The organism is Methylobacterium ajmalii, from assembly GCF_016613415.1.
In the GTDB taxonomy this organism is placed as follows: domain Bacteria; phylum Pseudomonadota; class Alphaproteobacteria; order Rhizobiales; family Beijerinckiaceae; genus Methylobacterium; species Methylobacterium ajmalii.
Genome location: NZ_JACWCT010000072.1, coordinates 61,447 through 73,412 on the forward strand (window position 1 = coordinate 61,447; position 11,966 = coordinate 73,412).

The following is an 11,966-nucleotide window of genomic DNA, read 5'->3' on the forward strand; positions in this document are numbered from 1 at the left end:
TCAGGTCTCGGCGGGAGGAGGGGCGGCCGGATCGTCGAAGGGGAACAAGTCGTCGAGGGGGAAGGAGACGGCGTCGAACGGCGGCAGGGTCACTGTCTCGCCACGCGCGACGGTGCCAAGCAACAGCCAGTGGCCGCCGGTGAGGGCGAAGCCTTCGAGCACGCCGTCCGTGGGATCGAGCAGCCAGAGATGACCGACACCGGCCTCGGCGTAGATCCGCCGCTTCGGCCCGCGATCGAGGCGAGCGGTAGAGGGGGACAGGATCTCGCAGACCCAATCCGGGGGAATGTCGGTATAGGCGGTCTCGGGTTCGGCCGGCAGCCGTTCGCGGCGCCAGCCGGCGATGTCGGGCACGACCACGTGACGACCGAGATGCACCTCCGGCTCGATCACGAAGATCCAGCCACCCGGCCCGCCGCGCCCGCGCCGAAACGGCAAGGTCAGCTCGGCATAGAGTTCTCCGGCGGCCGTGCCATGACGCATCCGCGGTCGCGGGTGCGTCTCCAGCACCCCATCGACGATCTCGGCCACGAGATGGTCCGGCACCGCCTCGAGATCGGCATAGGTGGCCCAACGCGGCGCGGCCTCGGCCATCGGGAGCCTCAGTTGAAGCTCTCGGGATCGAGGCTCTCGGCCTCCATCCCGGCGCGGATGCGCGCGAAGGCCTCCTCCTCGGACATCTCGGTCTCGCGGGCGTAGACCACGGCCGCCTGGCGGGCGAGGTCAATGAAGAGGCGCCCCCAGGTGGCCGGGTCGTCGAAGGAGCGGCGCAGCGCGATGCTCACCGCTCCGTCGACCACGGCGGCGCGCAAGACCTCGATCCCGCCCTGCTCCAGGGCGTCGGGCGGGATGTCGAGGGCCTCGAAGCGGGGCTCGTCGTCGGTCATGCCGCTCACCGGTAGCAGACGGCCTTGGCCGCCTCGATCACCTCGGCGACGTTCGGCAGCGCGAGCTTCTCGAGGTTCGCCGCGTAGGGCATCGGCACGTCCTTGCCGGTGATGCGCAGCACGGGAGCGTCGAGGTAGTCGAAGGCGTCGACCATCAGGCGGGCGGCGATCTCGGCGCCGACGCCCGATTGCGGGAAGCCTTCTTCCACGGTGATGCAGCGGCCGGTCTTCTTCACCGAGGCGACCACCGTCTCCGAATCCATCGGCCGGATGGTGCGCAGGTCGATCACCTCGGCCTCGATGCCCGCCTCGGCGAGTTCGTGCGCGGCCTTCAGCGCGTAGGTCATGCCGATGCCGAACGAGACGATCGTCACGTCCTTCCCCTCGCGATGCACCTTGGCCTTGCCGATCGGCACCGTGAAGTCGTCGAGCTGCGGCACCGGGAAGGACTGGCCGTAGAGAATCTCGTTCTCGAGGAAGACCACCGGGTTCGGGTCGCGGATGGCGCTCTTGAGCAAGCCCTTCGCGTCCGAGGCGGTGTAGGGCATGACCACCTTCAGGCCCGGCACGTTGGAGTACCAGGCGGCGTAGTCGTGGCTGTGCTGGGCGCCGACCCGGGCCGCCGCGCCGTTGGGGCCGCGGAACACGATCGGGCAGCCGAGCTGGCCGCCGGACATGTACAGGGTCTTGGCCGCCGAGTTGATGATCTGGTCGATCGCCTGCATGGCGAAGTTGAAGGTCATGAACTCGACGATGGGCTTCAAGCCCGTGAACGCCGCGCCGACGCCGACGCCGGCAAAGCCATGCTCGGTGATCGGGGTGTCGACGACGCGCTTCGCGCCGAATTCCTGCAGCAGGCCTTGCGTGATCTTGTAGGCGCCCTGGTACTCGGCGACTTCCTCGCCCATGACGAAGACGTTCTCGTCCCGGCGCATCTCCTCGGCCATCGCGTCGCGCAGGGCCTCGCGGACCGTCTGGGTCACCATCTGGGTGCCCTCGGGGATCTCGGCCATCGCCGGATCCTGGCCGCGGTTGGTGATCACCGCCGGCGCGGCGGGTTTCTCGACCGGCTTGTCGTCCTCGGTCTTGGCCGCCGGGGCGGGGCGCTCGGCCTGGCCTTCCGCCTGCATGTCGGGGGCGGGGGCCTTCTGAACCTCGCCCTCGGCCTTGCCGTTCGGCTTGCTGTTCGACTGGCCGCCGCCGGCCTCGACGCCCGCCGGATCCTCGCCCTCCTCGGCCAGCACCGCGATCGGGGTGTTGACCGCGACGTTGTCGGTGCCGTCGGCGACGAGGATCTTGGCGAGCACGCCCTCGTCGACCGCCTCGACCTCCATGGTCGCCTTGTCGGTCTCGATCTCGGCCAGGATGTCGCCGGCCTTGACCGGGTCGCCCTCCTTCTTGAGCCACTTCGCCAGCTTGCCCTGCTCCATCGTCGGCGAGAGGGCAGGCATCAGGATGTCGGTCGCCATAGGGTGCTCTGTCGATCCGGGAGAGGGGCGCCGGGTCGGGCGCCGGCCGAAGGCGAGGGGAGCCGTCCGCGGGGCGGACGGCCAGGGCGCGCGGGGAGGGGCGCTAGAGCAGGATGTCGGTCCAGAGCTCGGAGGGATCCGGCTCGGGATCGCTGGTGGCGAAGTCCGCCGACTCGTTGACGATCGCCCGCACCTTGGCGTCGACCGCCTTGATCTCGTCCTCCGGCACCTTGTGGGCGCCGAGCAGGCGCTTGCGGACCTGCTCGATCGGGTCGGATTCCTCGCGCATGCGGGCGACCTCGTCCTTGGTCCGGTACTTGGCCGGATCGGACATCGAGTGGCCGCGATAGCGGTAGGTCTGCATCTCGAGGATGTAGGGGCCCTCGCCGTCGCGGGCATGCGCGATGGCGCGGGTCGCCGCCTCGCGCACGGCGCGCACGTCCATGCCGTCGACCTGCTCGCCCGGGATGCCGAAGGAGACGCCGCGCTTGGAAAAGTCGGTCTGGGCCGAGGCCCGCGAGACCGAGGTGCCCATGGCGTAGCGGTTGTTCTCGATCACGTAGACCACGGGCAGCTTCCACAGCTGCGCCATGTTGAAGCTCTCGTAGACCTGGCCCTGGTTGGCCGCGCCGTCGCCCATGTAGGTCAGGCTGACCGCGCCGTCGCCGCGGTACTTGTTGGCAAAGCCGAGCCCGGTGCCGAGCGACACCTGCGCCCCGACGATGCCGTGGCCGCCATAGAAGTTCTTCTCGCGGGAGAACATGTGCATCGAGCCGCCCTTGCCGCGGGAATAGCCTCCCTTGCGGCCGGTCAGCTCGGCCATCACGCCCTTCGGCTCCATGCCGCAGGCCAGCATGTGGCCGTGGTCGCGGTAGCCGGTGATGACCTGGTCGCCGTCCTTCGAGGCCATCTGGACCCCGATCACCACGGCCTCCTGGCCGATGTAGAGGTGGCAGAAGCCGCCGATCAGGCCCATGCCGTAGAGCTGGCCGGCCTTCTCCTCGAAGCGGCGGATCAGCAGCATCTCGCGATAGGCGTGAAGATCCTCGTCCCGGCTGAAGGCCGGCACGTTCGAGGCCGGCGGCAGCGCCGCCATCTCGCGGGCCTCGTCGCTCCCGCGGTGGGCCTCTTTCGCGGCATCCATCGGCACCCTCCCGGCTGCTACCTTTATGGGAGAGCTTTTAGGGCAGGCGGGGGCGCAAATCGAGCGCTTTGGGACCGAAAGCCGCTGGCCTGGGGATGGGTTGGGGACGACGGACGCGGCGCGTCAGGGGTTGATGATGACGACGTCGTTGGGATGGACGCGGCCGAGCACCACCCGGGCGCGCTCCTCCAGAAGGTCGCGGTCGATCTGGTCGCTGCGCAGGAGCGCGACGCGGCGCTCCCACTCGGTCCGGTCGGCCTTGGTGGCGTCGAGCTCCTGCTGCAGGCCGTAGGCCTGGATCTTCAGGGCCCGCTTGGCCTCGAGGCCGCGGCTTCCGCTCTCGGCCTCGTGCAGGAAGTAGCCGACCACGAGGATCGACACGGCGTAGAGGCCGAGCGGCAACAGGATGGCACGGGCGCGACGACGGACTACCATGCCGGGGAGAATGGGGCGGGAGGGTTAAGGAAGGCTCAAGGCGTCACGCCGCGCCCCGCCACGCCGCCGGGGTGAACCCGGTCGCCTGCTTGAAGCGGCGGGTGAAGTGGCTCTGCGAGGCGAAGCCGCAGGCGAGCGCGACCTCGGCGAGGCTCTCCCGGCCCGCCGCCGAAAAATCCTCTCCCGGCAGGCCCTTGCCCAGCAGGTCCTTGGCCCTGGCGATCCGCCGCTCGGTCACGTAGCGGTGCGGCGGCACGCCGAAGCTCGCCTTGAACATCTTGGCGAAGTGGAAGGGGCTCAGGCCCGCGGCCTCGGCGAGGTCGTCGAGGGACAGGGCCTCGGCGAGGCGGGCCTCGATGACCTCGGCGGTCCGGCGCCGGATCGCCGGCGAGAGGCCGCCGGTCACCGGCCGCGCGCCCCGGGCGCCGGCATGGCGCCGCAGCAGGGCGTGGAGCAGGAGGTGGCAGGCGCTCCCGAGCGCCATCCGGTCGGCGCCCGCCGTCCAGTCGAGGGGCAGCACCGCGCCGCGCATCAGCATCGCGGTGGCGGGGTCCTCCGCGAAGGTCAGCTCGTGCAGCGCGATGGCGCGGGGGTCGACGTCGAGGGCGCTCGCCGCCTGGTAGGCCAAGGTCTCGGGCGCGACGTAGAGGTGCAGCATCCGCAGCGGACCGCCGATCAGCCAGCGGCTCTCGTGGCCGGCCGGCAGCAGGCAGAGCTTGTCCGGCCCGCCGCCCGACACCGCGCCGTCCTCGCGCACCACGCCCTCGCCGCCCTCGAGGTAGAGGCTCAGCGTGTGGTGGCCCGGCCGGTCGTAGCGGGCGCGGTTGTCGCGGTTGTGCCACTCGGCGAGCGACAGCCCGCGGCCGAGATCGGCGCTGCGCAGGAGCGCCGCGCCGGTGCGGGAGAGGGCGTCGCGGACGTCGGGATTCGGCGCGGTCACGGTCTCGGGGCCAGGACGAGTGTGCCGGGGAACTGTACGGGCCGGCGCCCGCCGCCCGCAACGGGGCGGGGGGCACGAAACCCCAAGAACGGGCAACGCCGCCGCCGGAACCGGGAAGCCGCCCGGTCCGCGTCCGGTCTATGCCGGGCGTCCGAGCCCGCCGGAACCCGACGCCGTGACCGCCTTCCTGTACGCCCTGACCGTCCTCATCTGGGGCACGACCTGGATCGCCATCAAGCACCAGCTCGGCCCCGTCGCCTTCGAGGCCTCCATCGCCTACCGCTTCGCGCTGGCCGGCACCGTGCTCGCCGGCGCGCTGATCCTCTCCGGGCGGCTCGCGCCGATCCCGCGGCGGCACCTGCCCTTCGTGGCGCTGCAGGCCGTGTGCCTGTTCTCGTGCAACTTCGCCTGCTTCTACCTCGCCGCGCGCTCGGTCCCGAGCGGGATCGTCTCGGTGGTGTTTTCCGCCGCCACGATCTTCAACGTCGCCAACGCCTACCTCTTCCACCGCCGCAGGCCCGCCCCCCGGATCCTCGCCGGGGCGTCGATCGGGCTCCTCGGCATCGCCTGCCTGTTCCGGGACACGCTCGCCGGCACGGCGCTCGACCGGGACACCGCGATCGGCCTCGCCCTGGCGCTCCTCGGCACCTGGTTCTTCTCGGCCGGCAACCTCGTCTCGGCCCGCAACCAGCGCCACGGGCTGCCGGTCGCGACGGTGAACGCCTACGGGATGCTGATCGGGGCCGCCCTGGTGGCCGGGGTCGCGGCGTCGCGCGGGGTGCCGTTCGGCTTCGACCCCTCGCCGGCCTATGTCGGAGCGCTCCTCTACCTCGCGATCCCCGGCTCGGTGATCGGCTTCACCGCCTACCTGACGGTGGTGCACCGGATCGGCCCCGAGAAGGCCGCCTACATGACCGTGCTGTTTCCGGTCGTGGCGCTCACGATCTCGGTCTTCGCCGAGGGCTACCGGGTGACGCCGCTGGCGGGCCTCGGCTTCGCCCTGGTGCTGGCCGGGAACGTCGCGGTTTTCGCGCCCCTGCGGCGGTGGCGCGGCCAGCAAAAAGGCCGCCCGGAGGCGGCCTGCGACGCGTGAGATCCCTCGGAGGATCGGGGAGGGGCCGTCCGGCCCCTCCGGATGTGGTGGTCAGCCGATCTTCAGCGCGGCGCGGCCGAGGTAGCGGGCCTGAGAGCCCAGGCCCTCCTCGATGCGGATGAGCTGGTTGTACTTCGCCAGTCTGTCCGAACGGGCGAGCGAGCCGGTCTTGATCTGCCCGCAATTGGTCGCGACGGCGAGGTCGGCGATGGTCGCGTCCTCGGTCTCGCCGGAGCGGTGCGACATCACCGCGGTGTAGCCGGCGCGGTGGGCCATGTCGACGGCGGCCAGGGTCTCGGTGAGCGAGCCGATCTGGTTGACCTTCACCAGGATCGAGTTCGCCGTGCCCTTGGAGATCCCCTCCGACAGGCGGGTGACGTTGGTCACGAACAGGTCGTCGCCGACGAGCTGGCAGCGGTTGCCGACCTTGTCGGTGAGCGCCTTCCAGCCGGCCCAGTCGTCCTCCGACATGCCGTCCTCGATCGACAGGATCGGGTAGGAATCGACGAGCTTGGCGAGGTAGGTCGCCTGGGCCTCGGGGTCGCGGGTCTGGCCCTCGCCCTCGTAGACGTACGAGCCGTTCTTGAAGAACTCGGTGGCGGCGCAGTCGAGCGCCAGCACGATGTCGCGGCCCGGCTCGAAGCCGGCGGCGCGGATCGAGTCCATCACGAAGTCGAGCGCGGCCTCGGCCGAGGGCAGGTTGGGGGCGAAACCGCCCTCGTCGCCGACGTTGGTGTTGTGGCCGGCCTTCTTCAGGGCGCCCTTGAGGGTGTGGAACACCTCGGCGCCCCAGCGCACCGCCTCGGCGAGCGACTCGGCGCCCACCGGCATGATCATGAATTCCTGGAAGTCGATCGGGTTGTCGGCATGCGCCCCGCCGTTGATGATGTTCATCATCGGCACCGGCAGGATCCGGGCCTGGGTGCCGCCGACGTAGCGGTAGAGCGGCAGGCCGGAGGCCTCGGCGGCGGCCTTGGCGACGGCGAGCGAGACGCCCAGGATCGCGTTGGCGCCGAGACGGGCCTTGTTCGGCGTGCCGTCGAGCTCGATCATCGCCTCGTCGATGGCGGCCTGCTCCTCGGCGTCCATGCCGCCGATGGCGTCCAGGATCTCGCCGTTGACGGCCTCGAGCGCCTTCAGCACGCCCTTGCCGCCGTAGCGCGACTTGTCGCCGTCGCGCAGCTCCACCGCCTCGTGGGCGCCGGTCGAGGCGCCGGACGGCACGGCGGCGCGGCCGAAGGAACCATCCTCCAGGAGGACGTCGACCTCCACCGTGGGATTGCCCCGGCTGTCGAGGATCTGGCGGGCGGCGATGTTGGTGATCGCGGTCATGAGAGGATCTCTCGGGCAGGCATCGAGCGTTCGCGCGGCTTATCGGCCAAGATGCCGCCTGCGGCAAGCCGCCCGAGGGTCGAGACCGGCCAGGGCTGGGGACCGGCGAACGAAGGGACGGCCGGCGATCGTCGGGAAGACCGTGCGCGGGGCAGCCGGTTTCGCGCGGGCCCGCGCGGGTCTATAGGGCAGGCATGACGCAAGACATCACCGACCATGCCCGGCAGCTCGGGCAGCCCATCGCCCAGCCGCGCTCGCCGGAGGAGGCCCAGCTCGACCGGGTGCCGAACCCGCATCCGGACACCGATTACTGCGCCCGCTTCACCGCGCCGGAATTCACCTCGCTCTGCCCGGTGACCGGCCAGCCCGACTTCGCCATCCTGGTGATCGACTACGTGCCGGACCGATGGCTCGTCGAGTCGAAGTCGCTGAAGCTCTACCTGCACAGCTTCCGCGATCACGGCGCCTTCCACGAGGATTGCACCGTCGGCATCGGCCGCCGGCTGACCGCCCTGCTGGAGCCGCGCTACCTGCGCATCGGCGGCTACTGGTACCCGCGCGGCGGCATCCCGATCGACGTGTTCTGGCAGACCGGCACCCCGCCGGCCTCGATCTGGCTGCCCGACCAGGGCGTGCCGCCCTACCGGGCCCGGGGCTGAGCAAGAGAGGGGCTGAGCAAACGAAAGGGCGGCCGGGTCACCCCGGCCGCCCTTCGTCATCTCGGATCGGCTGCGATCTCAGTAGCCGTAGCCATACCCGTAGGCCGGGGCCGGAGCACCGTAGCCATAGCCGTAGCCGTTGCGGCGGGCGGCATCGGCTGCGGCGGCCGCGCCGATCGCGCCCACGGCGGCACCGGCGATGCCGAGGCCGACGGCGGCGCCCGGCGAGATGCCGCGGCGGCGCCCGCCATAGGCGTAGTTCCGGCCGACATACCCGCGGCCGTAGCCGTGGCCGTAATGGTGGCCGTAGCCGTGACCGCGCCAGCCCTGGGCCTGAGCCGGGGAGGGGGCGACAGTGGACACGGCGCCGAGGGCTACCGCGAGGGCCGGGATGATCGCCAGCTTGCGCATCGTTGATCTCCTGCTTTCGTTCAAGCGATTGACCCGAACAACGAGCTCGGCCGGGAAGGGTTCCCGTAATCGCTCGGCCCGGGTCCGCCCGCCGACGTGGCGATGGACCGGTCGTCCGGTCCCCGCCACGGGGGACGTGACTGTCGCTGATCCTGGCGGCCGCCGCCTGAACTCGGGATGAACTGGCGCTCGACCGGGACGTCAGCCCGGCCGAGCGAGACGCCGGGCGGTGACGAGGCCGACGGCGAGGATCGTGGCGGCGCACAGGGCGAGCGCCGGCAGCTGGCCGAGGGTCTCGAGGCCCAGGCCCAGCACCGCCACGCCGATGGCCTGGCCGCAGAAGAACGAGAAAGCGTGCAGCGCCACCGCCGAGGCCCGGGCCTCCGGCACCACCTCGGTCACCTGCACCTGGAAGGTGTTGTGCAGCATGTAGAAGCCGAGGCCGAGGGCCACGAGCGCCGCGGCGTCGGTCTGCCAGGCGCCGGCGAGGCCGACGGTGAGCAGGGCGCCGCCCGAGACCGCGCCGCCCGCCATCAGCATCCGGGTCTGGCCGAGGAGGCGCAGCAGGAGCCCGACCGTCAGCGAGTAGGTCAGGCCGCCGGCCGCGAAGCCCGCCAGCACCAGCCCGGCCTCCCGGGGACCGCCCTCGCCGCGGGCCTCGATCAGGTGGGCGAGGTGCGGGAAGATGCCGAACACCGCGACCGCCTCGACGAAGACGGCGGCAAAGAGCACCCGGGCGCGGGGGGTGCGCAGGATCGTGCGGTAGCGCGCCAGCGCCGGCGCCAGGGCGAAGCGACCCCCGGGCGCGCGCAGGCGCCGGGCGAAGCCGAGGGCGACGCCGAGGAGGCCGACGATCCCAACCCCGGTCGCGAGGGCGAACACGCCGCGCCAGCCGATCGCCCCCTCGATCAGCCCGGCGATGGTCGAGCCCGAGAGCTGGCCGAGGATCACCGCGACGAGGAAGCGGCCGATCGCCACCTGGCGCTGGGCCATCGGGATGCGGTCGCCCATCATGGCGAGCGAGAGCGGGATCACCCCGCCGGCCGCCGCGCCCGCGACCATGCGCAGGCCGAACAGGGTGCCGATGTCGCCCGCCACCGTGCAGGCGGCGAGCGCGAGGCTCATCACCACGAGGCAGGTGACCACCACCCGCTCCTTGCCGAGCGCGTCGCCGACCGGGCCGAGGATCGGCTGGATCAGCGCGTAGGGCAGGGCGAAGGCGGTGGAGAGGAGCGCCACGGTGGCGGGCGGGCTCGCGAGGTCGCGGGCGAGCACGCCGACCAGCGGCTCGACCACCCGTCCCGCGAAGGTGCTGGCGAAGCCCCCGGCGGCCAGGACCGCGATCAGGCGGGCGGGCGACCCGTGTTGGAGCGATCCTTGCTGCGGCGTCTCGGCGGCCTGCATCGCCCCCGCCTCAGCCGCCGGCCCCGTCGGTCGCTCGCGCCTTGGCGAGCCGGTCGAAGGCCTGGAGCTCGGCGAGCAGGGCCGGCATCTGGCGCAACGGCACCATGTTGGGCCCGTCCGAGGGCGCCCGGTCGGGATCGGCGTGGGTCTCGATGAACACGCCGGCGACGCCCACCGCCACGGCGGCCCGGGCGAGCACCGGCACGAACTCGCGCTGGCCGCCCGAGGTGGCGCCCTGGCCGCCGGGCTGCTGCACCGAGTGGGTGGCGTCGAACACCACCGGCAGGCCGCCGCTCACCTGCGCCATGATCGGCAGGGCGCGCATGTCGGAGACGAGCGTGTTGTAGCCGAACGAGGCGCCGCGCTCGGTGAGGAGCACGTTGGGGTTGCCCGCGCCGGTGATCTTGGCCGCGACGTGGGCCATGTCCCAGGGGGCGAGGAACTGCCCCTTCTTGACGTTGACGACCCGCCCGGTGGCGGCGGCCGCCAGCAGCAGGTCGGTCTGCCGGCACAGGAAGGCCGGGATCTGCAGCACGTCGACGGCCTGCGCGGCCTCGGCGCAATGCCCGGCCTCGTGCACGTCGGTGACGACCGGCAGGCCCAGGGTCTCGCGGATCTCGGCGAAGATCGGCAGCGCCTGGCTCAAGCCGAGGCCCCGGCTCGACCCGGCCGAGGTGCGGTTGGCCTTGTCGAAGGACGACTTGAACACGAGGCCGATGCCGAGCCGCGCCGTCATCTCCTTGAGGGCGCCGGCGACCTCGAGGGCGTGGGCCCGGCTCTCCAGCGCGCAGGGGCCGGCGATCAGGCCGAGCGGCAGGTGGTTGCCGAAGCGGACGGAGCCGGCGGCGACGGTGACGGGCGAGGCCGAAGGGGATGGGGTCGACATGGTGGGGAGGCGTAGCGGGTTTCGGGGAGCGCGGGAAGGTGGCGGGCCGCAGGGCACGCACTCGCGCGGCATGGCGGGCGATCCGTCGGGGTCCGACCCGCGGGATCCCACCCGTCCCGATGCGGGAGGACCGCGCCCTCGGGTCCGTGACCGGCGGCCGGCCCCCACCACCGGTCGCCCGGAAGGCCCGCGGCACCCTCCCGCTGACGTATCTGGTATTTGACAATCGTCCATCATAGGAGATGATCGCAGCACGACAGGAGCCGCGCCATGCCAACACGTCCCGATCCCGCGCCACCATCCACCGGTGTCGCCCGATGACCGGCGCGGCGATCCTCTGCCTCGTCGCCGGGGCGGGACTGGTGGTGCAGAACGCGCTGATGGGCGCCATGGCGGCGCGGGGCGCCGGGCTGACCGGAGCGCTCCTGTGCAACTCGCTGGTCGGGCTGTCGCTGCTCGGCCTCGTCGAGGCCTGGCGCAGCGGGCCGGCCTTTCCGCTGCGGCTGATCGAGCGGGTGGAGCCGTGGTTCGTGGTGCCGGGGCTGCTCGGGACGCTGTTCGTCGCCGCCTGCCTGTACGGCTACCGCCAGCAGGGCGCGACCGTCACGGTGACGATGGTGGTGGCCGGCCAGCTCGCGGCGGGGATCGCCGCCGACGCGGCCGGCCTGACCGGGCGCCGGAGCGGGATCGAGGCCCCGCTCGGCTGGCAGACCTGGATCGGGGCCGCGCTGCTCGTCGTCGGCGCGGTCTTGGTCCTGCGCGGGCGGGGGACGGCGTGACGGAATGGGGACGGACGAGACCGCCCCGTCGGCCGCCACCCCGGCTGGCCCTTGGCCGTCAGCCCCGGGCGCCCCGGGGCGCCTCGGTGGCGGTGGCGGCGAGGCCGTCCGGCGACGGCCCGGGGCCGAGCAGGTTGACGGCGACGTGCAGACCGATGGCGGGTCCGAAGACCAGCGCCAGCATGAGAAGCAGAACGACCACGACGCTGCGGTCGCGGGTGGCGGCGCCGCCGGAGCGGGCGGTCATCGTCGTCAGGGTCATGGCTCACCTCGTTCGACCGGCCGCATCGGCGCCGGTCGCGGGCGAGCCCGATCAGCGATCAGGCGCGGGTCACGCGAGGCGGCACCGAGGCGGCGCGGTCCGTCGACTACTGTCGCTGGGCATGGGGGATTCAGGATTCCGGTGATGCCGCGCAGCGCCGAGTCGTCGGACCCCACGCGGACCAGCGCCACATGCGTGCGAACCCATCCGACGTCAAGGGGGAGGCGGGAGTTTTTATCGCGGTGCAGCAGGCGCGCCCGGGCGC

At 72.2% G+C, this 11,966-nt stretch carries 14 protein-coding genes; 3 read left to right on the forward strand and 11 right to left on the reverse strand.

The annotated features are described in order from the left end of the window. From HPY23_RS13735 to HPY23_RS13760, 6 genes are all read right to left on the reverse strand, one after another. A complete protein-coding gene (locus HPY23_RS13735; protein ID WP_048428460.1) occupies nt 1-594 on the reverse strand; it encodes a Uma2 family endonuclease in 594 nt (197 codons plus the stop codon). An 8-nt stretch (nt 595-602) separates the two neighbouring features. Beyond that, the gene (locus HPY23_RS13740; RefSeq protein ID WP_060847633.1) at nt 603-887 is read right to left on the reverse strand and encodes a DUF5076 domain-containing protein; all 285 of its coding nucleotides are present in this window, start codon (nt 885-887) and stop codon (nt 603-605) included. A 5-nt stretch (nt 888-892) separates the two neighbouring features. Beyond that, nucleotides 893-2,356 carry a pyruvate dehydrogenase complex E1 component subunit beta gene (locus tag HPY23_RS13745; RefSeq protein WP_091888528.1) on the reverse strand — a complete coding sequence of 488 codons (1,464 nt, stop codon included), beginning with the start codon at nt 2,354-2,356 and terminating at the stop codon, nt 893-895. A 103-nt stretch (nt 2,357-2,459) separates the two neighbouring features. Further along, nucleotides 2,460-3,452 carry a pyruvate dehydrogenase (acetyl-transferring) E1 component subunit alpha gene (gene pdhA, locus HPY23_RS13750; RefSeq protein WP_091751467.1) on the reverse strand — a complete coding sequence of 331 codons (993 nt, stop codon included), beginning with the start codon at nt 3,450-3,452 and terminating at the stop codon, nt 2,460-2,462. A gap of 171 nt (nt 3,453-3,623) precedes the next feature. Then, nucleotides 3,624-3,935, reverse strand: a complete 312-nt coding sequence (locus HPY23_RS13755) for an FtsB family cell division protein (protein WP_048428464.1) — start codon at nt 3,933-3,935, stop codon at nt 3,624-3,626. Nucleotides 3,936-3,978: 43 nt separating this feature from the next. Then, nucleotides 3,979-4,875: a helix-turn-helix transcriptional regulator gene (locus HPY23_RS13760; RefSeq protein WP_175540013.1), complete on the reverse strand. Its 897-nt coding sequence runs from the start codon at nt 4,873-4,875 to the stop codon at nt 3,979-3,981. A 175-nt stretch (nt 4,876-5,050) separates the two neighbouring features. On the opposite strand from HPY23_RS13760, the gene HPY23_RS13765 reads away from it, so the two are divergent. Next, the gene (locus HPY23_RS13765) at nt 5,051-5,968 is read left to right on the forward strand and encodes a DMT family transporter (protein ID WP_060847636.1); all 918 of its coding nucleotides are present in this window, start codon (nt 5,051-5,053) and stop codon (nt 5,966-5,968) included. A gap of 51 nt (nt 5,969-6,019) precedes the next feature. Here HPY23_RS13765 and eno read toward each other — a convergent pair whose 3' ends face one another. Continuing rightward, a complete protein-coding gene (gene eno, locus HPY23_RS13770) occupies nt 6,020-7,300 on the reverse strand; it encodes a phosphopyruvate hydratase (RefSeq protein WP_091888530.1) in 1,281 nt (426 codons plus the stop codon). A 194-nt stretch (nt 7,301-7,494) separates the two neighbouring features. On the opposite strand from eno, the gene queF reads away from it, so the two are divergent. Continuing rightward, nucleotides 7,495-7,959 carry a preQ(1) synthase gene (gene queF, locus HPY23_RS13775; protein WP_091888532.1) on the forward strand — a complete coding sequence of 155 codons (465 nt, stop codon included), beginning with the start codon at nt 7,495-7,497 and terminating at the stop codon, nt 7,957-7,959. A 78-nt stretch (nt 7,960-8,037) separates the two neighbouring features. Here queF and HPY23_RS13780 read toward each other — a convergent pair whose 3' ends face one another. From HPY23_RS13780 to kdsA, 3 genes are all read right to left on the reverse strand, one after another. After that, complete coding sequence (locus tag HPY23_RS13780) at nt 8,038-8,370, reverse strand: hypothetical protein (RefSeq protein WP_091888534.1); 333 nt, start codon at nt 8,368-8,370, stop codon at nt 8,038-8,040. A gap of 201 nt (nt 8,371-8,571) precedes the next feature. Then, on the reverse strand, nt 8,572-9,774 hold the full coding sequence (locus HPY23_RS13785) for an MFS transporter (protein ID WP_091888536.1): 1,203 nt from the start codon (nt 9,772-9,774) through the stop codon (nt 8,572-8,574). 10 nt (nt 9,775-9,784) lie between these two features. Continuing rightward, on the reverse strand, nt 9,785-10,660 hold the full coding sequence (gene kdsA / locus HPY23_RS13790; RefSeq protein ID WP_060847641.1) for a 3-deoxy-8-phosphooctulonate synthase: 876 nt from the start codon (nt 10,658-10,660) through the stop codon (nt 9,785-9,787). A 317-nt stretch (nt 10,661-10,977) separates the two neighbouring features. Between kdsA and HPY23_RS13795 the strand changes: the two genes are divergently transcribed. Further along, a complete protein-coding gene (locus HPY23_RS13795) occupies nt 10,978-11,439 on the forward strand; it encodes a DMT family transporter (RefSeq protein ID WP_060847642.1) in 462 nt (153 codons plus the stop codon). Nucleotides 11,440-11,497: 58 nt separating this feature from the next. On the opposite strand, the gene HPY23_RS13800 is transcribed toward HPY23_RS13795, so the two are convergent. Continuing rightward, nucleotides 11,498-11,701: a hypothetical protein gene (locus HPY23_RS13800; RefSeq protein ID WP_060847643.1), complete on the reverse strand. Its 204-nt coding sequence runs from the start codon at nt 11,699-11,701 to the stop codon at nt 11,498-11,500. Nucleotides 11,702-11,966: the final 265 nt, after the last annotated feature.